The 24,098-nt window shown below is 64.6% G+C and carries 21 protein-coding genes; 10 read left to right on the top strand and 11 right to left on the bottom strand.

The genetic code is table 11. From position 1 onward, the window contains the following. The first annotated feature begins 19 nt into the window (after positions 1-19). On the top strand, positions 20-793 hold the full coding sequence (locus tag CO669_RS30975; protein WP_097665771.1) for an enoyl-CoA hydratase-related protein: 774 nt from the start codon (positions 20-22) through the stop codon (positions 791-793). Between the two features lie 128 nt (positions 794-921). Here the strand turns inward: CO669_RS30975 and CO669_RS36235 are convergent, their stop codons facing one another. Then, positions 922-1,098 carry a hypothetical protein gene (locus CO669_RS36235; protein ID WP_198964349.1) on the bottom strand — a complete coding sequence of 59 codons (177 nt, stop codon included), beginning with the start codon at positions 1,096-1,098 and terminating at the stop codon, positions 922-924. A gap of 9 nt (positions 1,099-1,107) precedes the next feature. Then, entirely contained in the window at positions 1,108-1,341 is a 234-nt protein-coding gene (locus tag CO669_RS30980) for a DUF6894 family protein (protein ID WP_097665773.1), read from the bottom strand. Between the two features lie 276 nt (positions 1,342-1,617). Between CO669_RS30980 and CO669_RS30985 the strand changes: the two genes are divergently transcribed. The 3 genes from CO669_RS30985 (at position 1,618) to CO669_RS30995 (ending at position 5,688) form a co-directional block, all read left to right on the top strand. Continuing rightward, complete coding sequence (locus tag CO669_RS30985) at positions 1,618-3,645, top strand: PQQ-dependent sugar dehydrogenase (protein ID WP_502694536.1); 2,028 nt, start codon at positions 1,618-1,620, stop codon at positions 3,643-3,645. Further along, positions 3,602-4,540 (top strand): SMP-30/gluconolactonase/LRE family protein, encoded by a 939-nt coding sequence (locus tag CO669_RS30990; RefSeq protein WP_198964350.1) that lies wholly within the window; start codon positions 3,602-3,604, stop codon positions 4,538-4,540. Before CO669_RS30985 ends, CO669_RS30990 begins: the two co-directional genes overlap by 44 nt. A gap of 122 nt (positions 4,541-4,662) precedes the next feature. After that, the gene (locus tag CO669_RS30995) at positions 4,663-5,688 is read left to right on the top strand and encodes a histone deacetylase family protein (protein WP_097665779.1); all 1,026 of its coding nucleotides are present in this window, start codon (positions 4,663-4,665) and stop codon (positions 5,686-5,688) included. A 115-nt stretch (positions 5,689-5,803) separates the two neighbouring features. Here CO669_RS30995 and CO669_RS31000 read toward each other — a convergent pair whose 3' ends face one another. Then, complete coding sequence (locus tag CO669_RS31000) at positions 5,804-6,535, bottom strand: 4'-phosphopantetheinyl transferase family protein (protein WP_097665780.1); 732 nt, start codon at positions 6,533-6,535, stop codon at positions 5,804-5,806. A 609-nt stretch (positions 6,536-7,144) separates the two neighbouring features. Between CO669_RS31000 and CO669_RS31005 the strand changes: the two genes are divergently transcribed. Further along, positions 7,145-8,095: a DUF6492 family protein gene (locus tag CO669_RS31005; RefSeq protein WP_198964351.1), complete on the top strand. Its 951-nt coding sequence runs from the start codon at positions 7,145-7,147 to the stop codon at positions 8,093-8,095. A 12-nt stretch (positions 8,096-8,107) separates the two neighbouring features. Here CO669_RS31005 and CO669_RS31010 read toward each other — a convergent pair whose 3' ends face one another. Continuing rightward, complete coding sequence (locus tag CO669_RS31010) at positions 8,108-9,175, bottom strand: endo-1,4-beta-xylanase (RefSeq protein WP_097665784.1); 1,068 nt, start codon at positions 9,173-9,175, stop codon at positions 8,108-8,110. Positions 9,176-9,483: 308 nt separating this feature from the next. Between CO669_RS31010 and CO669_RS31015 the strand changes: the two genes are divergently transcribed. The 3 genes from CO669_RS31015 (at position 9,484) to CO669_RS31020 (ending at position 11,905) form a co-directional block, all read left to right on the top strand. Then, complete coding sequence (locus CO669_RS31015; protein ID WP_097665786.1) at positions 9,484-10,920, top strand: lipopolysaccharide biosynthesis protein; 1,437 nt, start codon at positions 9,484-9,486, stop codon at positions 10,918-10,920. Positions 10,921-11,239: 319 nt separating this feature from the next. Further along, entirely contained in the window at positions 11,240-11,506 is a 267-nt protein-coding gene (locus CO669_RS35515) for a hypothetical protein (protein WP_143278773.1), read from the top strand. 48 nt (positions 11,507-11,554) lie between these two features. After that, positions 11,555-11,905: a hypothetical protein gene (locus CO669_RS31020; protein ID WP_097665788.1), complete on the top strand. Its 351-nt coding sequence runs from the start codon at positions 11,555-11,557 to the stop codon at positions 11,903-11,905. A gap of 79 nt (positions 11,906-11,984) precedes the next feature. On the opposite strand, the gene CO669_RS31025 is transcribed toward CO669_RS31020, so the two are convergent. From CO669_RS31025 to CO669_RS31035, 3 genes are all read right to left on the bottom strand, one after another. Then, the gene (locus CO669_RS31025; protein ID WP_245444591.1) at positions 11,985-12,251 is read right to left on the bottom strand and encodes a hypothetical protein; all 267 of its coding nucleotides are present in this window, start codon (positions 12,249-12,251) and stop codon (positions 11,985-11,987) included. A gap of 16 nt (positions 12,252-12,267) precedes the next feature. Continuing rightward, positions 12,268-12,945, bottom strand: a complete 678-nt coding sequence (locus CO669_RS31030; protein WP_097665790.1) for a Crp/Fnr family transcriptional regulator — start codon at positions 12,943-12,945, stop codon at positions 12,268-12,270. 137 nt (positions 12,946-13,082) lie between these two features. After that, on the bottom strand, positions 13,083-13,403 hold the full coding sequence (locus tag CO669_RS31035) for a hypothetical protein (RefSeq protein WP_245444593.1): 321 nt from the start codon (positions 13,401-13,403) through the stop codon (positions 13,083-13,085). Between the two features lie 829 nt (positions 13,404-14,232). On the opposite strand from CO669_RS31035, the gene CO669_RS31045 reads away from it, so the two are divergent. Together CO669_RS31045 and CO669_RS31050 are read left to right on the top strand one after the other, a co-directional pair. Then, entirely contained in the window at positions 14,233-15,261 is a 1,029-nt protein-coding gene (locus CO669_RS31045; protein WP_097665794.1) for a fatty acid desaturase, read from the top strand. A 420-nt stretch (positions 15,262-15,681) separates the two neighbouring features. Next, positions 15,682-17,238 (top strand): L,D-transpeptidase, encoded by a 1,557-nt coding sequence (locus CO669_RS31050; protein WP_097665796.1) that lies wholly within the window; start codon positions 15,682-15,684, stop codon positions 17,236-17,238. A gap of 33 nt (positions 17,239-17,271) precedes the next feature. Here the strand turns inward: CO669_RS31050 and CO669_RS31055 are convergent, their stop codons facing one another. The 4 genes from CO669_RS31055 to CO669_RS31070 form a co-directional block, all read right to left on the bottom strand. After that, positions 17,272-18,084, bottom strand: a complete 813-nt coding sequence (locus CO669_RS31055; protein WP_097665798.1) for a class I SAM-dependent methyltransferase — start codon at positions 18,082-18,084, stop codon at positions 17,272-17,274. 53 nt (positions 18,085-18,137) lie between these two features. Continuing rightward, on the bottom strand, positions 18,138-20,447 hold the full coding sequence (locus CO669_RS31060; RefSeq protein WP_097665800.1) for a caspase family protein: 2,310 nt from the start codon (positions 20,445-20,447) through the stop codon (positions 18,138-18,140). A gap of 67 nt (positions 20,448-20,514) precedes the next feature. Continuing rightward, positions 20,515-23,397 (bottom strand): hypothetical protein, encoded by a 2,883-nt coding sequence (locus CO669_RS31065; RefSeq protein ID WP_097665802.1) that lies wholly within the window; start codon positions 23,395-23,397, stop codon positions 20,515-20,517. Between the two features lie 156 nt (positions 23,398-23,553). After that, the gene (locus tag CO669_RS31070) at positions 23,554-24,093 is read right to left on the bottom strand and encodes a VOC family protein (protein ID WP_097665804.1); all 540 of its coding nucleotides are present in this window, start codon (positions 24,091-24,093) and stop codon (positions 23,554-23,556) included. Positions 24,094-24,098 lie beyond the last annotated feature (5 nt).

The raw sequence follows: 24,098 nt of genomic DNA on the forward strand, positions 1-24,098 counted from the left end.
ATCGAAAGGGAGACGCGGCATGGCTGGTGTGAAACAGGCGCGGGATGGCGCGGTCGGGATCTTGACGCTCGACGAGCCGGCAAGCCTCAACGCGATGACGCCGGACCTGCTCGGCGCACTGGCTAGCGCCGTCGCCGCGATGAGCGCGGACGAGAATATCCGCGCGATGATCCTCACCGGCGCCGGGCGCGGATTTTGCTCAGGACAGAATTTGAAGGCATCGGACGCGCTCGGCGAGGATATCGCGGCCGGCGTGATGCGGTTCTACTGGCCGGCGTTCAAGGCATTGCGCGAGTGCCGCGTGCCCGTGGTCGTCGCCGTAAACGGGGTGGCTGCCGGCGGTGGTTTCAGTCTTGCCATGGCCGGCGACATGATCGTCGCGGCGCGGTCGGCGAGCTTCATCCAGGTGTTCAGCCGCATCGCGCTGGTGCCGGATCTCGGCTCGACCTGGCTGTTGCCCAGGCTGATCGGCCGGCAGCGCGCGCTCGAGCTGATGCTGCTGAACGAGCCGCTGACGGCAGAACGCGCCCAGGAGATCGGCCTGGTGCGGCAGGTCGTCGACGATGCCAAGTTGATGGACGAGGCGCTCGCCCTGGCGCGGCGCCTGGCCGAAGGGCCGACGCGGGCTTTGGTGGCAACACGCCTGCTGGTCGAGGAGAGCGAGCACGCCACCTACGAGGCCCAGTTCCGCCGCGAGATCGAGCTCCAGGCGACCATTCGCAAGACCGCGGATGCCCTCGAGGGCCGCACCGCCTTCGTCGAGAAGCGCAAGGCGAAGTTTACGGGGACGTAAAGTTTTCCAAGCCGTCATGGCTGGGCTTGTCCCGGCCATCCACGTTCTCAGTTGCGGCCAGAAACGTGGATGCCCGGGACGAGCCCGGGCATGACGAGTGGAGCGACCGTTGGAGATCTGCGAAGCGCTCAGAGCGAGCGGTTCAGCCGGCTGGCCTGATACTTGGCGCGCCATTTCGGGCCGGGCCCGCGCATGTAGTGAAGCTCGGGACGGTAGGGGTCACCTGCGACCCGGATCAGCGTCTGCCATTTGGCGGCGACGAAGCTCAGGGGCTGGCGGAAGAGGCTCAGTGAAGCGATCAACATGGCATCACCTCAATGCGGCTTGCCGAGCATGGCGGTGAAGGGAAGGTCGAAAATCTCTTCGCCGTCGTCGCCGCTGACATGGATCACCCAGTCGCGCCAGTCTTCGTTGCTCGGCGTCAGGATCATCGACCGCATGATCTGGGACGCACGGTCGCGGGCCTCGGTGAGGTTGGACACGGCGGCGCCGTAGCGGTCGATCAGCGTGCCCTCGGTGTTGGAGCAGTGAAAATAGACCTGGACCATGTGCGTCTCCTGTCGGGAGCAACTGGGATGGCAAAGCGATACCACCCGAAGCCTTCGCGAAACATTCGGGTCGAACCCGGTAAGGGAATGTACGGATATTGGTCGGCACGAAGATCGTTACAGGTTTAATCACAGGCGAGTGATGTTCAGCTGGACGGCGTTTTCCCGGCATGGAACAGCTTTTTGCGGGAAATCCGGGAGGCCGCTGTGAGCTACTTCACATCTGGGCGCGAACGCCGAAGGCTGTGCGCATGTGCGGGCGTCCTGGTGTCGGTCTTGGCGTCGGTTTTGGCGGTCGTGCTCGGGCTCGTTTCGGCGGCGTCATCGGAGCTGCTTCGCCGGAGCGGCTATGCGATCGGCGGGGAGACCTGCGGCAGCGGGGATCTCGTTTTTCCCCGGATCCAGATCGACATGAAGGCCGGATTTTGCGCCGGGCTCGTCGCCAGCGAGGCTGATCGCCTCAAGTTTCCGCGCGCGATCGTCCAGGTGCCGGGGCGCGACCTGTTCGTGGTGGCCGACATGGGCGGCTGGGGCCACGCCGACGGACGGTTGCTGCTGCTCGATCCGCGCGCGCCCGAGGGCGGTCGGCTCAAGGAGCTCCTGGCGGGGGTCGAATATCCGTTCGGTCTCGCGATCGGTCCGGACAGGAAGCTCTACGCTTCGACCGCCGAGACGATCTTCCGGTTCGATCCGCTCGCCGACAATCCGCGCGGCACGGTCGAGACCATCATCCGTCACATGCCCGGCCGCCGGATCACGCTGCCCGACGGCACCGGGGTCGAGGAGAGCGCGCATCCGCTCAAGGCATTCGTCTTCGACAGGAACGGGCGGCTGTTCGTCAATGTCGGCTCGCACAGCGACGACTGCATCACGCCGGCGCCGATCACGAAGCCTTGCGCGGCCGCCGAGGGCGCGTCCGCCATGGCATCGATCTGGCTGTTCACGCCGCCCGCGAGCGGCGTCTTCCCGGCGCTGACACCGAAGGATCCCGATCCGCCGCACGTCGTCTATGCGCGGGGCTTGCGCAACTCGATGGCCCTGGTGCTGCATCCGAATTTTCCCGATGCCGGCTACGCCTTCCTGCAGGGCGAGAACAGCCGTGACTTGCCGGACATTTTCAAGCCGAACGAGGAGATCAACGCGATCGAGCAGGGCAGGCATTACGGCTGGCCCTATTGCTACGATCTGTCGACGCCGAGCCCCGAATTCAGGACCGTGCTGCAAAGCGGGGTCTACAAGTCGCTCTGCACGGCCAGCGCGCTCTACAAGGCGCCGCTCACGCTGATGCCGCCGCACGGTGCGCCGCTGGGGATGCTGTATTATCGCGGCGGCAAATTTCCGGAGCTGGAGGGCAAGCTGCTGGTCGGCCTGCACGGCTATCGTCCGACCGGCAGCCGCCTGCTGGTCTACGACGTCGATGACCACGGCTTCCCCAGGCCTGTTGCGGCACCGGTGCGCTATCGCGTCAGCTGCGCGGCGGAGCCGTCGCGAAGCTTTCAGACCGACGCCGGCGAGGTGGCGGCTGCACCGTTCGACGAGCTGATCGCAGGCTGGCACCGCGTCAACGGCGCGCGGCCGCAAGGTGCGCCGGTCGGCATGACGGTCGCGGAGGACGGCGCGATCTGGCTGGTCGAGGACAAGAACCAGACCGTGATCCGCATCGATCGTGCCGCGGGCGATCCGCCGCCGCCGCTGCCCTGCGACATGCGCAGCCAGGCGATGATCGACCAGCTCATGGCCTTCGTCGCCAGGGATGCGCAGAACAACGCCCGGCTGACCACGCTGCGCAAAGGCCTCGTCGAGAAGCACTGCGTCGGCTGCCATTCCGATTTCGGTTTGAAGCCAGGCCAGTCGGAGACGGAGAAGGACGTGGCGGTGCTCCGCTTCATGCTCGCGCAGGACGGCTGGATCTATCCGGGCGATCCCTTCTCCGGCAAGCTGCGCACCCGCCTGCGCGGCATCGGTGCCGAGAAGCTGATGCCGCCGGGCGGCGAGAGCCTGCCGAAGACCGAGCCGGGCTACACGCGCCTGCTCGACACCATGGATCTGCTCGTTGCGAAAATGGTGCCGGGCACGCGGATGCGGATCAAGTCCGGTCCGCCGCAGCGCAAGTTCTTTGGCAGAACCAGCAAGGAATGCGGCGAAATACCGGCCGCAAAGGTCGTTGTCGTGACACAAAGGAGCGCTGTAGACAAACCCGGCTTCAGCCGATTCTTCCGGCCGGCGGATCCCTATCTGAATGGCGAGTGCACCGACGACGATGGCTATTACATCCGGCAGGAATTTCTGGTGCCTGTGCAGTAGCATCCTGCTCGTCGCGACGCCGCTGGCCGCTGCCGAAACCAAGCTGTTCGACAGTGTGCAGGTGACGCCCGCAAGCGAATATACCTTCGGCATCGAAGGGCCCGCCGCCGATCTCGACGGCAATCTGTTCGTCGTCAATCTCGGCAAGCCCGGCACCATCGGCAAACTGCCCGCCGGCGGCGCCGCCTCGGAGCTGTTCACGACCCTGCCCGAGGGCAGTGTCGGCAATGCCATCCGCTTCGATCGGAGCGGCACCATGTTCGTCGCCGACTACAAGAAGCACAACATCCTCGCGATTGCGAAGGGATCGACCGAGCCGTCCATCTGGTTTCACTCCGACGAGATGAACCAGCCCAACGACATCACGATCGGCCGCGACGGTACGATCTACGCGAGCGATCCGAACTGGAAGGGCAGGGAAGGCCACATCTGGCGGATTGCCAAAGCCGCCGACGGCACGGTGCAAGGGCAGGTGATGGCGTCGCCGCGCGCGATGGGCACCACCAACGGAATCGATCTCAGCCCTGACGGCAAGACGCTCTATGTCGGGGAATCCAGCAGCGGCCAGATCTGGTCCTATGCGATCAACGGCAACGAGCTGACGGGCGCAAAGCTGGTCAAGGCATTCCAGCCCGACACCATCGACGGGCTGCGCACCGACGTGGCCGGCCGCCTCTACGTCGCGCGCATCCTCAAGGGCACGGTTGCGCTGATGAAGCCCAATGGCGCGGTCGAGCGCGAGATCGCGCTGAAGGCCAAGGAGCCGACCAACCTCGCCTTCGGCGGCAGCGACGGCAAGACCGTCTTCGTCACCCAGCGCCAGGGCGGCTTCATCGAGTCCTTCCGCACCGACCAGCCGGGTCGCGAGCACTGCCTCCAGCGCGGGCGCTGCTGAGCTCCGGTCTGCTTCAGGCGCAGGGCAGTCGAGACGGCATTCTTCTTGCTTGCATCTGGCCGCCGCAGCCATCAAGACATCTGTGGCAACGCCTCAAAAGCATGCGAGCATGGAGTGTTTGAGTGAAAGCCGTCCACACCGAACTGCACCGCAGCCACGATCCGCAATTCTTCCTGGTTCGCGGCGTCGTCAAGCGCACCACCGAGCAGCCGGAGCGCGCCGACCGGCTGCTCAAGGGGCTGAAGGACGGCAAGCACCAGCTGGTCGAGCCGACCACGTTCGGACAGGGACCTCGCGCGCGCATTCACAGCCCGGAATATCTGTCGTTCCTGAGCGAGGCCTGGGATGCCTGGACGGCGCTCGGTGATTCCGGCCCGGAGATGATCGGCAACATCCACCCGGTGCGGCATGCCGCGACCTATCCGACCCACATCGTCGGCAAGCTCGGCTGGCACACCGCCGACACCGCAGCGCCGATCGGTCCGGGCACCTGGGCTGCGGCCTGTGCCGCGACGGACGTCGCGGTCACCGCCGCGCAGATGGTGATGGACGGTGAGGACGCGGTCTATGCGCTCTGTCGTCCGCCCGGTCATCACGCCTATCGCGACATGGCCGGCGGCTTCTGCTTCCTCAACAACAGCGCGATTGCCGCGGCGCATCTGCGGCAGAAGCACGAGCGCGTCGTCATCCTCGACGTCGACGTCCATCACGGCAACGGCACGCAAGGCATCTTCTACGCCCGGCCCGACGTTTTCACGATCTCGATCCATGCCGATCCCGTCGCGTATTATCCCTATGTGTGGGGCTATGCGCATGAGCGCGGCGAAGGACCGGGCCTCGGCGCCAATCTCAACATTCCCCTTGCCATCGGTACCGGCGATGACGGCTACATGCAGGCGATGGATGTCGCGCGCAGGGCGATCGAATCCTTCGCGCCCGGCGCGCTCGTGATCGCGCTCGGGCTCGATGCCTCCGAGCACGATCCGCTGAAGGGCCTTGCCGTCACCACGCCCGGCTTCCGCCGCATCGGCCAGGCCATCGCCAGGCTGGATCTGCCGACCGTGCTCGTGCAGGAGGGCGGCTATCTCTCGGATATTCTGGGCGCCAACCTGACCTCGGTGCTGGCAGGGTTTGAAGAGGCGAGGTGAGGTTCGCTTCTCCCCGCAAGCGGCAAGAGGGAGAAGTAAACATTCCGCCTGACGCGAGAGCCTCGCAGACGCGGTGCGTCTCCGTGCCGCCGGAAAGACGCGGCCGCGAGGAGCGTCACTCCGCCGCTTGCTGCAACGGCCAGGCGTTGCGGCTGATGGGGAGGCCGCCGTTCGCGCGAGAGCCGTCGGCGATGGCGAGGCGATGCGAGGGCGACGGCGAGCACAGCGAGAAGCGCCAGCCGTCGGGATCGTCGGCGATGTCGGGCTTGAAGCTGATCTCGATGGCCTCGCGCGACACCTGCATCGCAAAGGCGTCGAGCGGCAGATTGAGCCCAAAGCCTCTCGCCTTCAGATAGGCCTCCTTGAGCGTCCAGTAGTCGAAGAAGCGCTCGGTGGCAGCCGGCTCGGGCAGTCCGCGCAGCGTTTCGACCTCCTCCGGCGCAAAGAAGCGAAGCGCGGTGGACAACGGCGCCACCCGTCGCGACACGGTTTCGACGTCGATGCCGACGGTCTCGTGCCGCGACACGACGCAGGCGACGCAGCCGTCGGCGTGAGACAGGCTGAAGTGCAGCGCGGTTGAGGTCTCGGGCGCTGCGACGAACGGCCGCCCGTAGCGGCCGGCTCCAAAGGACCAGTCGGACGGCGCGACGTTGGGGGCGACCTGCGACAGCGCCAGACGCAGCATGGCGTGCGCGAAAGTATACTGCCGCCGATGTCGCTCGAACATGAAACGGTCGGCTCGGACCCGTTCGTCGACCGAGAGCAGCCGCCGGCACGCTTCGACCGTGCCCGGCGCGTCAATGGACTGGATCAGTCCGACAAAGAGTTCAATTCTGTCGTTCGGCATCAATTGGGCCTTTTGCGTCTGGCAGGGCAAATCCCCGATCCCGACGGAAGAAACAACTGAGCAAGAATCACCAAGCAGACCGCTCATAGCGATCCACCCGGGCGAATTCTTGTCGATTTGCAGGCCGGCTTACAGGCGCAAGCTTGTGCGAGACCCCGGCTCGACACGCGAGCGGCCCATCTCCGAAAAGCGAAGCCTGATGATTCGTACGGCGTCCCGGCCGGCGAAATCTACTTAATGCTCGCGCCGATCAACTTCGGGCAAGCTTTGCGCTACCCGTCGCTCGCAAGGCATCCTCGGTAAATTTCCTGAAGCCCATAACAATCCCCCGTCGAAAATAATCGTGCAAATCAAAACGCAGGGATATCTTGCGCGGTGACGCCAAATAATCAAGACGCAACTTGGTCATTCACAGCTTTGGCGTGCGACCCCGTAGTCATCCGTGTGTCCGGCTCATGCCGCGCTCCGATCGCCGGCCGAGCCGAAATGTTGGAAGCTGCCGACGGATGGCTAACGCTTCGTTTCATTTTACCTTGATTCCGTTTGTGAGTTTCCAGCACCTCCGCGCGCGGCTATGAGTGCGGCCCGATGGCCATTCGAGCGCGCCCCATGCATTCCGTTGCCCTGCTGACTGCCAGCTACGCCAAGGATATCGAACGGTTTTCGCTCCTCAGCGAGAGCATCGACACCTGGCTTTCGGGATACACGCGGCATTATGTTCTCGTTAACGATGAGGACGTGCCGCTGTTCGCGCGCTTCGCGTCCGACAAGCGGGTCATCATTCCGGCCTCGCGCTATTTGCCGAAATGGCTGTTCGCGCTGCCGCCGGCGCTCCAGTTCGTCAGCAAGCGGCGCGTCTGGCTGTCGCTGCTGTCCTCGCCCGTGCACGGCTGGCACATCCAGCAGATCCTCAAGATCGCCGGCGTCCTCAACGCGCCCGAGCAGCGCGTCTGCATCCTGGATTCGGACAATCTGTTCTTCCGCGAATTCGACGTCGGCCGGTATGCCGGGGCCGAGAAGACGCCGCTGTTCGTGACGCCAAAGGACATCGGTGCCGACCACCCCTTGCATGGGCTGTGGCTGCGCACGGTCGATCAGCTTCTCGGGATCGAGGACCGCTCCTTCCCCGCGGACGATTATGTCGGCAATGCGCTGGTCTGGGACAGGGACACCGCGCGCGCGATGACCGACGCCATCAAGTCGGCAACGGGGCTGAACTGGGTGCTGGCGCTGTGCCGGAAGAAGAAGTTCTCGGAATATCTGATGTACGGCCATTTCGTCGCGAACTCGCCCGCGCATCTGGCCGCCCATCGGGTCACGGAAGACAGCATCGCGGTCTCGCATTGGGACGACACGCCGCTCGACCGTCCGGCCATCGAGGCGATGATGCAGGCCGCTTCGCCCGATCAGGTCGCGCTCTGCATCCAGTCCTATTCCTCGACCTCGGTCGACGACATCCGCGACGTGTTCCGCCTCAATTCGCGCGATCGCCGGGCACCGGGCCTCGTCCCCGACCACGTGGACGAGGCGGCCGAATTCGTCGCGCCGAGGGCGCGCTGAGATCCGGCGCCGTCAGGCGTCTTTCGTAAATTTGCTGATCACGTCCAGGAACGGCTTCGGCTTGAACTCGCCGTCGAGCGGCAGCGGCCGGTTCGGCTGCTTGTCGGCGCGGGCGAAGGTGCCGTTGATCCAGCTGTAGCGGTCCGAAAGGCCCCAGGTCAGGATCGAGCGCACCGGGCCGCTGGTCGAGATCGCGGTCAGCAAATCGTCGACGCGCTTGGCGACGATGGCGTCGCGCTGCGCGGGAGTTCCGCTCAGCTTCTGGTCGTCGACATCGAGCTCGGTGACGAGCACGTCCAGGCCCCAGGAGCGCAGCTCGGTGACGAACTCGGCGAGGCCGTGGGTGTCGATCTCGAGCTCGGCATGCAGATGCGATTGCAAGCCGACGGCGTGCAGCGGGACGCCCTGGTCGAGCAGGTCCATGATCAGGTTGCGATAGGCCGCGCGCTTGGCGATGAACGAGTCCTTGGCGGACTCGATGTCATATTCGTTGATCGCGAGCTTGACGAAGGGGTCGGCCGCGGCCGCCGTGCGGAAGGCCAGCGGAATCCAGCTCTGGCCCAGGTGCTGGGTCCAGAACGTGTCGCGTCGATCTTTCGGGCTGCGGGGATTGTCCGGGATCGGCTCGTTGACGACGTCCCACGAGGTCAGCTTGTCCTTGTAGTAGGAGACGACGGTGCCGATGTGGTCGACATAGGCGCGCTCGACGCCGCGGGTGTCCTTGATCTGCTTGGTCCAGTCGGGAATGTCGTGATACCAGGCGAGCGCGTGGCCGCGCATCGTCAGGTCATTGTCTCGCGCGAAATCCAGGATCGCGTCGGCGCGCTCGAAATTGAACGTGTGCGCATTCGGCCGCAGCATCGGCCATTTCAGCTCGAGCACCGGCACCACCTGCGTGCAATAGGTGCTGATGGCTTCGCCGAGTCGTGGGTCGGCCTGCAGGTCCCAGAGCGTCGCGGCTGCGCCGAAACCCGGACGGCGCTGGGCGATCTTTGAGGCCGGTGCCGCCGACGCAGAAGCGCCCACCGCGAGGGCTGCGGCGCCGCCAAGAAGGAATTCGCGTCTATCGAGCCTGGTCACGGCAGTCCTTTTCGAGCCAACGCATCATCGTACCAAGCGTCGCCTCGCGCCGCCGGGGTTTCGCGGTGTTGGGTTAACCCCTGCCGCCCGCAAGCCATGGTTCCCGTCGGTGGTTGCGCCTTGCCGTTCGAGGAAGGGCAAATTTAACGCTAATGCGCAAAAGCGGCTGCGAAGCCGCATTCGCGGCCCGATCTGCAGACTTATGTGACACTCTTCAGCGATGCTGCGGCGCAGTTGCTTCGCCCGGCCAAGGTCGCATTGATTAACCGCCGTCATATTCGCAAGACCGCTGCCGGTCCCGTGCTCGCATGTTGAACCGCCATTTCTCGATCTATCTGATCGCCTACATCCTGCCCGCGGCGGTGGGCTTCTTCGCCGTCACGGCCTATACGCGGCTGCTGACGCCGGCGGAGTACGGCGTCTACGTCGTCGGCATCAGCCTTGCCGGCATCCTGGGGGCGATCTTCTTCGCCTGGATCAAGCTGTCGGTGTCGCGCTATCAGGCGATGTCGGCCGAGGTCGATTTTCGCGGCACGGCCATGGTCGCCTTCGGCCTGACCGTCGCGGTGCTCTGCGCCACCACGCCGCTGGTGTTCCTGTTCCGCAGCGACGTCAGCGTCGAGCTGCTGCTCGCCAGCATGTTCGTCGCGATCATGGCCAATGCCGTCGATGTCGGCCAGGAGTTCGAACGCGCCAAGTTGCGTCCCTACCGGTTTGCCGCGATCTCGATCGTGCGCAGCGTGTCCAGCGTCGGATTCGGCCTCGTCGGCATCTGGCTCGGCTGGGGCGGATTGGGGCTGCTCGCGGCGTTCGGCCTGGGGTCGCTCACCGGCATCATCCTGAATCTCGTCGGCGACCGTACCAAGATCGCGCGCTTCGAGCGCAGCCAGTTCATGCAGCTGGCGCGCTACGGCCTGCCGCTGACGCTGGCCGGTCTCTCCGTTGCGGTCTATTCGGCCTGCGACCGGCTCATCGTCGCTTACCTGCTCGGCAAGGACGCGGCGGGCATCTTTGGCGTCGCCGCTGATCTGCCGCGCCAGTTCATGGTGATGATCGCATCCAGCGTCGCCGCCGCGACCGTGCCGCTGGTGTTCCGGTCCTTGTCCGAGAACAACAGGGAGACGACGCGGGAGCGGCTGACCGAGAGCCTCGAGCTTCTGCTCGTCGTCGTCACGCCCGTTGCGGTCTGGCTTGCGCTGGCGGCGGATCAGGTCGCCGGCACGCTCGTCGGCGTCGACTTCCGCGCCGGCGTGTCGGCGCTGCTGCCGACCCTGGTGCTCGCCCGCTTCTTCGGGATCGCCAATCAGTTCTACGTGCAGATCAGCTTCCAGCTCGCCGAGCGTCCCTTCATGCTGGCGGCGCAGTCCTTCGCCACGCTGGTCGTGAGCGTGATCCTGATGGTCGCGCTGGTCGCCGGCTACGGCATCTATGGCGCGGCATTGGCAACACTGGCGACCGAGGCGATCGGTTTCATCGTTGCCGTCGTTCTGATGCGTCGCGCTCATCCCGTGCCGTTCGACTTCAACCGGCTTGCCGGGGTTGCCGTTTCGGCCGCGGCGATGGCTGTGGCCACCCTCGTTGCGCGTTCGCAGGTCGGTGGCACCGGCTTCATCGCTCTCGTTATCGTCAGTCTCGCCAGCGGCCTTGCCTATGTCGCGACCGCCTGGCTCCTCAACGTCGCCAACGTTCGGACGCTGTCGCTGCGCTTCCTGCGGGGTTTCAACCGAAAGGCGCTGGGCGTCTAGCTGCGATGTGAAAGCGCTCAGCCGGGACCGGGTTCCGGACGGGTGGGTCCTTTGCTCGGGCGAGCAATATTGACCAGCAACTTCGGCCCCGGCGGCCCATGGTGGCTGCATCACCGCCCCTTGTCGGTATCTGTCGGTGACTGGGAGTGCTGTAACGCTTCCGCCTGATCTCGAGGGTGCATCGCATGCATTTGCAACATGTCCGCTCATCTGGTCCGTCACTCGCACCAGACCAACCGCCGCGCTGTCCCACGTGCGGAGGCCGCATGAATCTGACGACGATTCCCGACCCATCCGCGTTTGAGATCGGAACGTTCGCATGCGCCGGCCGTCATCTCGTCCACACCGCCACGACCGGAATCGATGCGATGAATTCAACCGCGGCTCTCTGGATCGCCAGTCACGATTTGCGGCCTCCGACCTGACCGGGTGCGCTTCGATGGAGGGCCTGGAGGAATTCATTCGCCGCCAAAACCTGGAAATCTTCAGGAGGCAGATCGATCTGGTCAAAGACGACGCCCGACGGCAATGGCTTCTGAAGCGTCTCGCCGAGGAAGAGGCGAAAGTCGAGGTTGCGATCCGATAGGCAATCGGCGGCGCACCACCAAAAGGGTCCGTCGATGGATGGTGAGCCGTGAGCGGATACATATTCAACAGCAGGGGGATTCGCGCCGGCGTGCTGAGCGGCACGTCGATCTTCGACCTCGCGGGCAAGAAGGTCTACGATCTCAGGGGTAACAATATCTATCGTCTCTCGGGCGAGTTGGTCGGTCATACGCTCGACGCGTCGGGTTCTGACAAGCGTCTTGATCGCGCCAGCGAAGGACTGCTCTCTGTCCAGGGGGCGCCGGAATCCGACGAGCCGGAGAGCGATCCCGTGCCGCAAAGGCAGCCGTCTGACAGCTTCAGGGAAGCCATACGTCTGCGCCGCATCCTCTCCGACAGCCCGTCCGGTCGTCCCGAGAATCGTCCCAAGAGACGATGATTGCGCATTGCCGGAGCTTCACGAATGCCTCGCGCGGGCCCGCACCGACGCGCGATGCGGGCCCTGTTGCCGCGAAAATCTATTGCAGCGGCGACCGCTTCCCGGTCGCTGCGTCGTAGATCAGGATTTGCAACATCGGAAACCTGCCGAGCAGTTCGGCGCCGGCTTCTCGGGCGGCCGTTTCGCTGCCGTAACGAGTCTTGAAGTGGCCATCGACCACGAGCGAGAAGCCATCGGCCGGTGCGATGTCAGCCCTTTGAACGGTTCTCGGCTCGATCTCGTCGATTTGTGTGGTCGGCTTTTCATGGGGGGCTTTCATGTTGTTGCACGAGATGGCCTGAGGCATCTCTGCCCCAACCGTCTCAGTCGTCCCTCACGATCTCAGGCTTGTCATACAAGACCGCGTTCAGGAGGGAGCTGTGAACCTCGATCTTGCCGTTGTAGGAGATGAAGCCGAGCTTGCGAAACTTGTTCATGAAGAAGCTGACGCGGGACCGGGTCGTTCCGATCATCTCCGCAAGCGTCTCCTGGCTGACCTGCGTCGTAATGGGCTGGGGCGCGCCATCCTTGCCGAAATTTGCCAGCAGCAGGAGAAGCCGCGCCAGCCGCTTCTCGCTCGAATTGAACAATTGGTCGATCAGGTCTTCTTCGATGCGACTGTTTCGGCCGAGCAGATATTCCATGAACAACTCGGAGAACTTCGGTTCGCTCTTGAGTGTCGCCAGCATCGCTGATTTCGCGATGGATGTGACCACACATTGTTCCATCGCCACCGTTGTCGATATCCGCAAGGCATGGCCGTTCAGGCAGCCTTCGCCGAAGAACTGTCCGGGCTCCAAGATCCCGACCACGGCTTCCTTGCCCTGCTCGGAGATGACGGTGACCTTGATCCTTCCCTTCTGGATGTAGAAAACGGCATCCGCGGCATCGCCCTGCGAGAACACGACCTGGTTCTTGTCGAATTTCAATATGGCTTTGCCGTCGCCGACCTTGGCGAGGAAGAGTTTGGGATCGAACGCGCTTTTCACCGCTTTTGGCATGACATTGTGAAGACCCGATGGAGGCACCCTCAGCTTAGCAGGCCTGGGGCCGGGCGCATCGGGTAAATCTTGCTTCCGATCCGGACCAGGCCGTTGTGGCGGCGGTTTCGGGCGTCGTGCCATACGGTTGATCTGCGTCAATGCCGCACGACCGTCTGATGCCGGTCCTTCATGAGCGCGGCATCCAGTTCCGTTGGGCTGATCGAGAAGGACTGGATCGGCAGTTGGGAGGCAGACGTCGCAGGCGTCTGAAACAGCGTTGCCACGCGCCGGTAGGCGATCCTCGACAGCCCGTCGATCTGCTCGTCGTCAGTGATGACGACATATTCGCCGGCGGGCTGAATGCCCTCCAGTCCCTGAAGGATGAAGGGATTGGTGAATGAAACGATGGTCCGCGTTGTCCTGATGGTCAAGGTGAAATCTCCCGGACGAACCTTCAGAGGCGTCAGCCGCGCCATTTGTCGATCCGGCCTGTCGCTCCGGCCGGAAGCGGCCGATAGACAGCGAGAGTCTATCGATTGGCTCACTCTGTCGCAGAGCAGAATTGCTCAGCTTTGAAGGAATGGTTCGCAATTGATCGTGAGGCGCTCACTGGAACGAACCCCGCCGGGGTTACTTGGTGAGGGCGACCGGATATGGTGCCCACTCATCATAGCCGATGAATGGCGGCCTTGGTTCGTAACCCCCGGGCTGGGGCCGCTTCCTCGGGCGTTACCCTTCGTTGTTATCTGGCTGATCCGTTCGGATCGTCCACCGTTGTCTCGTGGACGTTCCCGCACTTGGAGCATTCGAAGATCCGCAGGTTGGGACCGTCGCAACTTGCCCCGACGTGGACCAGCAGCATGCGGCTCTGGCAGGCCGGGCAGAGTGGCCGGCGTATTGGAATCAGCGTCGGTTCTGGACGAGCATAGATCTCGGACATATGAAGGTCCTGCCCAAATGGCGGGTTATGCTGGAGCCTAAGCCGCCGCCGAAGGCAGCCGATTCGCCGACTGAGCATGCCGCGCTCGCGTGTCAGCCACTGTTCAATATTGCTCACATTGCCGGAAAATCGCCGGCCGGTCCGCGAAAGCGTTCGACCTAGCCCTTCCCATCCCAGTCGCGGTGTGTCATGGGGGCAGGCAAATTCGGCGACAACGCCGGCTCCGGCGAGCAATACTGCTCAGCAGGACATCCTCGCACGGATCAATATGAGCTGTGCGGGGCACGACCTGATAACTGCCGCCGGACGTGTCCGTGGACGACAGCAGTACCTCTTCGGCGGGCATGTTCGGGAGCAGACCAGAGATGACTCAAGGAACGCCGGAGATCCGCGCATCGGCGCAGTTGCTCGCCCGCTATCGCGAGCCGGACAGTGCGCGCGGTGTTCTCGAACTGGTGATCACGGCGGTGCCGCTCTGCGTCATCTGGGCTCTGATCTGGGTCGCTCTCGACCACGGCTATTGGTTTGCTCTGCTGCTCGAGGTGCCTGCCGCAGGCTTGCTGGTTCGGCTCTTCATGATCCAGCACGATTGCGGGCACGGCTCGTTCTTCCGCGGCCGCGTCGCGAACGATTGGGTCGGCCGAGCCATCGGCGTGATGACACTGACGCCGTACGATTACTGGCGGCATAATCATGCCCGCCATCATGCCAACTCCGGCAATCTCGATCACAGGGGCCTGGGCGACATCGATACGATGACCGTGCGCGAGTTTCTCGGGCAGTCGCGATGGCGTCGGACACTATACCGCTTGTATCGGCATCCCATCGTCATGTTTGGCGTAGGGCCCACATATCTGTTCATCTTAAAGCATCGATTGCCGATAGGGATCATGCGGAGCGGCTGGAAGCCCTGGCTGAGCACAATGGGCACCAACGTCGCGATCGCCGTTCTGGTCGCCGCGATGATCCGGCTGGTCGGCTATGGGCCGTTCCTGCTGGTACACCTGCCGATCGTCGTTCTGGCGGCGTCGATCGGTGTCTGGCTGTTCTATGTCCAGCACCAGTTCGAGCACACCTACTGGTCGCACGATGAGACCTGGAATTTTCATGACGCCGCGCTGTACGGCAGCTCCCACTACCAATTGCCGGCTGTCTTGCGATGGTTCACGGCAAATATCGGCATCCACCACATCCATCATTTGTGCAGTCGAATTCCCTGCTATCGCTTGCCCGACGTGTTGCGGGATCATCCGCAATTCGTCGGCCGCGAACGGATTACGCTGCTCCAGAGCTTGCGGACCGTGCGCCTGACCTTGTGGGATGAGGAACGGCTGCGGCTGGTATCCTTTGGCGAGGCAGCCTCGGCTTCAACCGCCTCGCCCGTGATCAGCTAGTTACCCCTCCGGCCAATATTCAGCAGAGAAGCGCTGGGCGCTTAACTGCCCTTTTCAGCCAAAGCTTGTCGCTCGGCAACAAGACGCTGGCGCAGTGCGCAGTCGTCAAAGCGGGGACGTGGGCGATCTGTGACCGGATTGTGGTCTCTGGGGCGCTCGGCTCGGAAATGGGGCGGATATCCGGGATTTCGTCGTCGCGGCGGCGGACATTCTGCCGCAGCGATGGACCACCAGCTTCAGGCCAGTCTTGGCCACAAGCCGCCCTTTCGCCCGCGCGGGCCGTCGTATATGAGAGATTTGCCGCCGGAAGAGGCCGTAGAGCGTTGGATTCGGAACAGATGGCGGCTGCGATTTCTTAATCCAAAGACTGCAATCTGACCGATGATCGACGTAAGCACGGACTGACAACCGGGGTAAGGCATGAAAGACCGACTGACAACGGCGCAATTCACCGGTGCGATGCGGCGTTGGGGCCCTCCCGGACTTGTGACGTTGGCGGCGATGGCGGTCCTGGCGGCGGTCGCGCCGGCGAGCGCGGCCAAGCAGGCGCGCCAGCCGGCCGAGGCGGTGGCCCCGCGCCCGGCCGGCGAGCCGATCATGGCGATCGTGTCGATCAAGAGCCAGCAGGTCACGTTCTACGATTCCGAGGGCTGGATCCTGCGCGCGCCGGTGTCGACCGGCACCACGGGACGCGAGACGCCGGCCGGCGTCTTCGCCATCGTCGAGAAGGACAAGGACCACCGCTCGACCATGTATGACGATGCCTGGATGCCGAACATGCAGCGCATCACCTGGAACGGCATCGCGCTGCATGGCGGACCGCTGCCGGGCTACGCCGCCTCGCACGGCTGCGTGCGCATGCCGTTCGGCTTTGCCGAGGGCCTGTTCGACAAGACCTATATCGGGATGCGGGTGATCATCTCGCCCCACGATACGGTCCCGACGGAATTCTCCCACCCCTCGCTGTTCGTGCCGAAGCCGGAAGCCATCGCCGCCGTGCCCGGCCGGGCGTCCAAGCTCTCCGCCGAGGCCGAGGAGGCGACACGAGCTGCCGACGAGGCCAAGAAGGCTGCTTCCGCTGCTGCAAAGGAAGCCTCCTCGCTGCCTGCTGCGCTGCGCAAGCTGGAACAGCAGAAGGCCCGCGCCGACGCCGAGCTCGCCTTCGCCGACAAGACGCTCGCCAACGCCAAGACCGATCAGGCCCGCGCCAAGGCCGAGGAATTGAAGCAGAAGGCGGCGACCAAGGCCGCCGACGCGGCGACGCAGCTCGACGCCGCCAAGGCCGCGGCGCAGCCGAAGCGCGATGCGGTGGCAGCGACCAAGGACGCCGCGAAAGCCGCTGCGACCAGGAAGACCGAGGCCGTCCAGGCGGCGACCGATGCAAAGCTCGCGGGCGAGCCGGTCTCTGTCTACATCAGCCGCTCGACGCAAAAGCTCTATGTGCGGCGAAACACGCATAAGCCGGCGCCCGATGGCGGCGGCGAGGTGTTCGACACCAGCATCGAGGTGCCCGTCACGATCCGCAATCCCGAACGGCCCCTCGGCACGCATATCTTCACGGCGATGGCGAAGTCCGACACGGGCCTGCGCTGGAGCGTGGTGACGATCGAAAACGGCGACGAGGCCCGCAACGCGCTCGACCGCATCACCATCCCGCAGGACGTGTGGGACCGCATCGGCCCGACCGCCTTGCCGCGCTCCTCGATCATCATCTCGGACGAACCGCTGAGCGCCGAGACCAATTACCGGACCGAGTTCGTCGCGGTGCTGAGCGACCAGCCGCAAGGCGGCTTCATCACCCGCAAGCCGACCGCGCCGGCCATGATCGCCAGCGATGACGGCTGGGACAATGGCGGCAACGGCTTCGGCTTCTTCTACCAGCGTGATCCCTACGTCCAGCCGGCCAATCCGCGCCGGCAGCGTGGCCAGTACCAGTATTATCAATCGACGCAGCCGATGCAGCGGAGCTGGTGGTAACTGCTCGCCCGCTGCGGCGGACCGCGGTCGTCTCTACGCGCGCGCTTCGATCACGATCGCCTGGATCTTGCCGTCGACCGCTCCGGATCCATGCTGGCTTCGGAGCGCTTCGGCAACGAGGTCGGTCGCGGCCTGAAGCTTGCTGGCATCTCTTGCCTCGATTTCGCTGCGCAGCGGCGTGCCCTGGCACAGGGCGAGCGCGACATATTCGGGCGAGGGCGCGCGGCTCGTCTCGGATCGCGTCTCGATCGAGATGTCGCGGAAGCCTGCGCGTTCGAGGTCGGTTCGGATGACGGCTTTGTCGTAATAGCCGTGCGGCGTGCGGACCATAAAACGCGGCGGATCATCGGGAAACATCTGGCCGAGTGCAATTGTCGCCTCGTGGGTGACCACATTGTCCTCGATGCGGTCCCAGACGTTGAACACGAACGTGCCGCCGGGCTTCAGGACGCGCTTGATCTCTCCGTAAGCCTTGACGCGGTCGGGAAAGAACATCGCGCCGAACTGGCAGCAGACCACGTCGAACTCGGTGTCGCCGAACGGCAGGGCCATGGCGTCCGCCTGCCGCCAGGTGATGCGATCGTCGTTTGCCTGGCGCTGCGCGGCAACGGCGAGCATGGGCTCGTTGAGATCGCTCGCGACATAACGAACGCCGTCGGGCAACGCCGCCGCCACCGCGCGCGTCACGGCGCCCGTGCCAGCGGCGATCTCCAGCAGCACGGCGGGAGAGCGGGCCGCGACGCGTTTCGCGATATCCTCCGCATAGACGGAGAAGATCATCGGCACGAGATACTCGTCGTAGATTTTCGGAATCGAGCCGGCGAAAACCTTGTCAGTGTTGGACATGTTTGCCTCGCTGAAGGTTCGGACACGGGACCTATGTTAGCACGGCTCGCCGCCTACCGCGCCAGCAGCGACGTGAATCCCGCCGGTTCCTGCATCGCCTTGCGCGCTTCCAGCGACATCGGCTCGAAACGGCTGCCGCTGGAGATGCTGAGCCGGCTTTCGATGCCGTTCGAGCCGGTGTAGCAGCCCTCCGGCGTATAGCTGACATAGCCGTCGTCGCCGAAGCCGATCGCGGTGAGAAGCACGCGCCGCTCGGCGATGTCCCACACCTTGATGGTCTTGTCCTCGCTCGCCGAGATCAGCCGCGTGCCGCCCGGAAAGAACGCGACCGCCTCGACGTCCTCCTGGTGACCCGCGAAGCTGGCGAGCAATCGGCCGCTGTCGGCGTCCCACAGATTCACCGACTTGTCGCGCCCGCCGCCGCCGGTCACGATGCGCTTGCTGTCTGTGGACCAGCTCGCCGACACCACGTAATCCCGATGGCCGGCGAGGAGCCGCGATGCGCCGCTCCTGACGTCCCACACTTTTGCCGAGCCGAGCTCCGCATCCGAGCCGGCGGTGACCACGCGCAGGCCGTCGGGCGAATAGGCCACGCGCAGCGCCTTGCGGCCATAGGCGTCCTTTGCGTCGATGGCACCGCTGGTGCGATAGAACCTGATCTTGCCGTCATAGCCGGCCGAGACGAACTCACCCGAGCCGGACGGCGCGTAGCTCAAGGAGCGCACTGCGGCGCGCGCCGCATCGCCGCTCTGGTGATCGAGCTTGCTCTTGGCGAGCTCGCGGGTCACGAGGTTCCAGATCCGCACGACGCCGTCCTCGCCGGCCGAGGCCAGGTATTTGAGCGACGGCTCCGGCGCGAAGGCGACGGCGAACTGCTTCGCGCCGGCGTCGAAGCTCACACTGCGACCGTCGCTTCCGAGGTCCCATACCCTCACCTTGCCGTCCCATCCGGCGGAGGCAAGCTGTTTGCCGTCGGTCCAGTAGTCGAGCGCGTAGACCGCCCCGGTGTGTCCCCGCAGCACCCGCGTCAGCCGAAATGAGGCGGCGTCCCAGAGCCGGATCACGCCGTCGTCGCCCGCGGTGGCGACCTCCCGGCCATTGGGCGATACGGCGATCGTGCGCACGCTCGCCCCCTCGACATTCGGCTTGATCGAGACCGGAATGAACGGGCCGCCGACGGCATCGTTGCCGCGGCGCGCGGTTCGCGTGGTGCAAGTCGATGCCGGCCCGGCGGCAACGCTCTTCGTCTCGCCTGCCGCGGCGCCGGTGAGCGCGAGCGGGACCACGGCGGCCGGAGCAGCCGCCATTTTGGGTGCAGCCATGGGTTTTGCGGCGTCTGGCTGCGGCGGCAGGACAGGTGAGGTCTGCACCTTCTTCGGCTCGTTCTCCACCGTGGCCGGAGGCGTGCGGGGCGTTGCCGCGGCGAGCTTGTTGCGCTGAACCTTGGCCAGATCCGTGTAGAACCCGCTCGGATGCGCTGCGGTGTAGAGATCCCAGGCCTCCACGGTCCCGACGCGCTCGGCAAACTCATAGTCGCGCGATGCGCTCGCATCGCCGGAGCCCACGGGCGCGGCCGGCGCGGAAGCAAGCGCAGCCGCAGGCGCCAGTACGACGTCGTCGCCGCCGAGCGAGCCGTAGATGAACGGCTCCTGCCTGTTGGTGGTGGCCTGCAGCACCTCGTCGCGGACGTAGCCGAACGCCTTGCGCAGATCGAGGCCGGGCGTTGCGAGGTGATGCGCCAGCGCGGTGGCGAAGGGGCTGTTCTTGCCGTCGCCGTCGAGCGCCGTCAGCCCGGCCTTGGCGGCAAAGGCCACCAGCGTGTTCGGGCTCGACGGTTCGACCTTGGCAAGGCCGCGCGCGACCGCCCGCGACGCCATCGTGCGCTTCATGTTCTTTGCGAACGGATTGTCGCGGCAGGCATCGAGAATGACGAGGCGCAGCCGCTTCGCCGGCTCGATGGCGACCAGCACGCGGTCGAGCCCGATGGTCTCGTCATAGACATCGGTGTCGTTCTCGAGCTGGGCATCGACGGGAACGAGATAGTTGTTGCCGTCGATCTCGATGCCATGGCCGGCATAGTAGATCACGGCGATGTCGGCGCCACGCGCCTTGGCGCCGAAGTCGCGCAAGGTTCGGCGCATGTCCTGTGCGGAAAGATCGTTGCGTGCTTCGACGACGGTGAAGCCGGCCTTCTTGAAGGTCTCGACCAAGAGGCCGGCATCGTTGGTGGCATTGGCGAGCTTGGGCGCACGTTGATAGGCCGAATTTCCCATCACCAGCGCCATGCGCTGGTCGGCGAATGCTGCGGCCGGCTCCAGGACAAGCACCAACGTGCCGAGAACAAAAAGAAAAAGAAACTTCATCACGGCCCCCAAAAGCCGGGATCTATAATGGCTGCGAGAATAGCCGACCCTCGCCGCAAAACAAACTCTATTTGGCCCTGTCCTGCGTCTGCGGCGGTTGCGCCGCTCTGAGGCAGGCCAGCAATCGCTTGCCGGTCCGGAGGATGGGGCCCGATTGCTGGCGCAGCCGTTGTTCGGACAGACGTCCTGCGACCACCGTGCGTGCGCCTTCCCAGTCTTCCTGCGTGTCGTTGAAGTAAGGCGCCAGCTTGTTGCGGCCGTTGCCGAAAAAGAATGCGAAGGTCGCGCGGGAATCGATGCTGGCGTTGAACAGCAGATCTGGCTCGTCGGCGAGCGGTTCGCCAATCAGCGCTCCAATGTCCTGGTATCGGTCGTGGCCGGTCAGCTGAACGAAGCCACGGCCATGATACAACGAGCTTGCGGCCGTCCTGTAGCCGGGGTTTTCGGACAGCACCCTGAAATCCCAGGTCTCATAGGCCGCGGTCGCCAGCACATAGGCGAGGTGTCGAAGATCGGTGATCTCCGGATGGCGATCCCACTCTTTCACCAGCGCTTGCAGCGAGCGGATCTGGAACAGCTTGATCGGGAGCGCGGACCCGTCGGCATAGCAGCGGCTGATCGCGCGTATGTCGAGACGTGATGGAGCGTCCTGGCGGGCATCTCCGAGCTCGCGGTAATGGTTCGCGATCGCGATCTCGTGCGCGGCCCGGTCGACCGTTTCATTCAGTTCGTGCGCGAGCAGCACCTGGATGCAATCGGCCATCGCGCCGCTGGGATCATCCTGCGTGAAATCGCGACTCGCTTCACAGTCCCAGAAGCGCCCGCTTTGCTTGTCGATGATCTGGCGGGTCTTGTCCGACATGGTCCAGCCGAGCGGCAGCGGATAATAGGGGTTCGTCAGCGTGGCGAGGCGGAGGTCCCTGACGGTGCTGATCTCCTGCGTGCCGTGGACCTCGCTGTCGAAGGCTCGTGTCGGCATCGCGCGCGCGGCGCGGTTGATCGCGATGTAGCCACGGGAATCGCGGGTGTTCAGCAGGGCGTTGATCGGTTCGAGGATCTCCCCGAACCCGAACGAGCTCCGCTCGGGATAGCTGCCGCCGCCGAGCACGATCAACTTGATCGAGACACGCGCCTGCCGTTTCGTCTCGGTGTCCTGGGCCGCGTCGATGGATTTGTTGATCTCGGCAACGGTTCCTCGCAGCGAGTCGATCAGGTCCATCGCGGTGTCGACGCCCGAGTTCTCGAAGTAGCCGCCGTCGACGAGCCGCATCTTGTTCGCGCGCGGCGACAGAGGGTCCCTGGCAAGAACAGTCGCGGCCGGCGAGACCCACGGAAACCGCGCACTGACGAAGGCGGCGGTGCTCAGGCGGACATTGATGGGGGTTGAGGCGGCTTGCCCGTCGCTCGAGGGTTTGAGCGATTGAAAGAACGAGAGGGAATCGACGTTGTCTCCGCCAGTATCCGTGCCGAACGTGAACGGGGAGAACACCACCCGCCGGCCGCTTGCCGCATCGGTTGCGTTGAGGAGCAGCGCCGGTCTGCTGCCGTTCGCCTGCCAGTGCGCCATGAACGGCTGCTCCAGCGGTCCAGGCGTCGTGCCGGATCGCGCCGCGCTTTCGAGCGAGAATTCCAGTGCGCGAGCGCGGTCGAGCGGTCCTATGGGGCGGAAGATGAAGCGCTGAAGGAAGTCGCCGAACAGCGTCGACGCCACGAGTGGCGACAGCAGATCGGCGGACAGGACGTTCCGAACGTGCTGCTCGTTGGGTCCGGGCTCCTCGATCCCTGCGTCCAGAGCGGACTTCTGATCGAGATAGGCGGCAATTTTCGGGCATGCCGTCGTGCCGGCCTCTTTCTGTGGGACAGTGGCCAGCGCCGACGAGAACACCGACGCGCCGATGCTGCCGCCGGAGACGCCGCTGATGGCGAAGAGGTGATGGCGAAAGGCCGGGCAGAGGTCCTGCAGGCGGGCCAGGAAGATCGCGCTTTGATAGGCGGCATAGATGCCGCCGCCGCGGGCCGCCACGACGTAGACGGGATAATCCTTGCTGAACTGATCGCGGTCGGGACGGAGCGAGAGCCACCTCGTGAATTCGGCTGTCGCGGAATCCAGCCCGGATGCCGGCGGCGGCCCGTCCAGCATCCGGATGCCGTGATTGTCGTTGCAGTCGATCCAGGACAGCACGATGGCGAGGCCGATCAGCAGCGGCATCCAGGGCAGGCGCGAACGAACGGTCAGCAGGCTTGCATAAGTGCAGAACGCGGTGACGCAGACCGCGAAGAGAGCGAGGATGACGAAGGGCCCGAGATGCCCGGCGAGGCTCGCCGGACCGGCAGCGAAGATCACGGTGGCTGCAGTGATCAGCCCGATCGTGACGAGCAGAAATCGCCGGCCGCGAAAGCGTCGAACGTAGGAGGGGTTCTTCGCGTATTGCCTGGCCGCGGAGGACCAGCACCAGGCAGCAAGAACGGTGAGAATGAGGACCGCAAAGCCGCTCCAGCGCAGCCGCTGCCCCACCGAGATCGCGAGCAAGGCGTCAAACTTGTCGAACGCGCTTCCCGGCGCATCGTAGATCTCGCTCAGCTTGGCGTCGGCTTCGCCGAGCCGCAACGGAATTGCGCTGAAATGTCCGGCCACACTCGCGATCAGCGGGAGCACTCCCAGCACGATCGGCGCGAATCTGGCGGTCCGGTCGAACGCTCTCGTCGGTTCGGCGGCGAGCCGAGCCCGGGTCTCCAGAGCCACCATGGCGGACCCGAACCATGTCAGGCTGCCGATGAAAAGGAGCGTCAGCCACAACAGAACGAGGTTCGGAATGCTGAAATCGGCGTAGCCGATGCGATAGAGCTCGACCACCTGCGCAGGCAAGGACAGGATTGCGCAGAAGACCAGGCTGAGGGCGACGAACCACTTCAGACTGCGAAGCAGCTCAAAGACCTGGTCTCGGCTCATCTGTCTGTCCCTGACGGTCCCGGGCCGGCCCTCTTCCGGACAGCACACGGAGGTGTTGGTCGGTGCAGACTATCACACAAGGTGCGAGCCCGGCGCGGTCGCCGCCAACGCCGTGAAGCCGGCTCGACCCGGACCGATGAATGCGCCGCGCCGACGCTATGATGTCGCGCCGCCGACCTCGCGGATCGGCCGCGTGCCGTCCCACCTCAACGCCGCCTGGCGGACCCGCTCGAAGAACGGTCCCTTGGTGCCGCTGATGTCGGAGATCTCGATTACCGTGCCCGGATGGGCCTGCGTGTCGAAATAGGCAAAGCGCCCCTTGTCGCCGCCGATCTGACCCTCATGCCCGATCCTGTAGCCGAGCCCGAGCGCCTTGTCGTAGAGCGCCTGGTAGTCATGGCTCCAATAGGACATGTGCTGCAGTCCTTCGTGGCCGGCGTCGAGGAACTCCTTGTACAGCGAAGGCGCGTCGTTGCGCTGCTGGATCAATTCGATCTGGAGATCGCCGGAATTGGCGAGCGCAATGCTCATCTCGACGGATGAGTCCTGGCCGCGATGGCGAAACCAGTCGGTCTTGACGCGGTCCATGTAGTACCAGGGACCGACACCCATCACCTCGATCCAGTGCTTCATCGCGGCCTGGATGTCCCGCACCACATATCCGTTCTGGCGCACCGCGCCGAAGATGCGGCTCATGCCTG

Origin of the sequence: Bradyrhizobium sp. Y36 (genome assembly GCF_002531575.1) — a bacterium.
Classification (GTDB): Bacteria; Pseudomonadota; Alphaproteobacteria; order Rhizobiales; family Xanthobacteraceae; genus Bradyrhizobium.

Coding starts and splice junctions, on each gene's coding strand:
- CO669_RS30975 (WP_097665771.1), top strand. CDS start 20: ATGGCTGGTGTGAAACAGGCGCGGGATGGCGCGGTCGGGATCTTGACG.
- CO669_RS36235 (WP_198964349.1), bottom strand. CDS start 1,098: ATGTTGATCGCTTCACTGAGCCTCTTCCGCCAGCCCCTGAGCTTCGTC.
- CO669_RS30980 (WP_097665773.1), bottom strand. CDS start 1,341: ATGGTCCAGGTCTATTTTCACTGCTCCAACACCGAGGGCACGCTGATC.
- CO669_RS30990 (WP_198964350.1), top strand. CDS start 3,602: ATGGCTATTACATCCGGCAGGAATTTCTGGTGCCTGTGCAGTAGCATC.
- CO669_RS31000 (WP_097665780.1), bottom strand. CDS start 6,535: ATGCCGAACGACAGAATTGAACTCTTTGTCGGACTGATCCAGTCCATT.
- CO669_RS31005 (WP_198964351.1), top strand. CDS start 7,145: ATGCATTCCGTTGCCCTGCTGACTGCCAGCTACGCCAAGGATATCGAA.
- CO669_RS31015 (WP_097665786.1), top strand. CDS start 9,484: ATGTTGAACCGCCATTTCTCGATCTATCTGATCGCCTACATCCTGCCC.
- CO669_RS35515 (WP_143278773.1), top strand. CDS start 11,240: ATGCGCCGGCCGTCATCTCGTCCACACCGCCACGACCGGAATCGATGC.
- CO669_RS31025 (WP_245444591.1), bottom strand. CDS start 12,251: ATGCCTCAGGCCATCTCGTGCAACAACATGAAAGCCCCCCATGAAAAG.
- CO669_RS31030 (WP_097665790.1), bottom strand. CDS start 12,945: ATGCCAAAAGCGGTGAAAAGCGCGTTCGATCCCAAACTCTTCCTCGCC.
- CO669_RS31035 (WP_245444593.1), bottom strand. CDS start 13,403: ATGGCGCGGCTGACGCCTCTGAAGGTTCGTCCGGGAGATTTCACCTTG.
- CO669_RS31045 (WP_097665794.1), top strand. CDS start 14,233: ATGACTCAAGGAACGCCGGAGATCCGCGCATCGGCGCAGTTGCTCGCC.
- CO669_RS31050 (WP_097665796.1), top strand. CDS start 15,682: ATGAAAGACCGACTGACAACGGCGCAATTCACCGGTGCGATGCGGCGT.
- CO669_RS31055 (WP_097665798.1), bottom strand. CDS start 18,084: ATGTCCAACACTGACAAGGTTTTCGCCGGCTCGATTCCGAAAATCTAC.
- CO669_RS31060 (WP_097665800.1), bottom strand. CDS start 20,447: ATGAAGTTTCTTTTTCTTTTTGTTCTCGGCACGTTGGTGCTTGTCCTG.
- CO669_RS31065 (WP_097665802.1), bottom strand. CDS start 23,397: ATGAGCCGAGACCAGGTCTTTGAGCTGCTTCGCAGTCTGAAGTGGTTC.
- CO669_RS31070 (WP_097665804.1), bottom strand. CDS start 24,093: ATGAGCCGCATCTTCGGCGCGGTGCGCCAGAACGGATATGTGGTGCGG.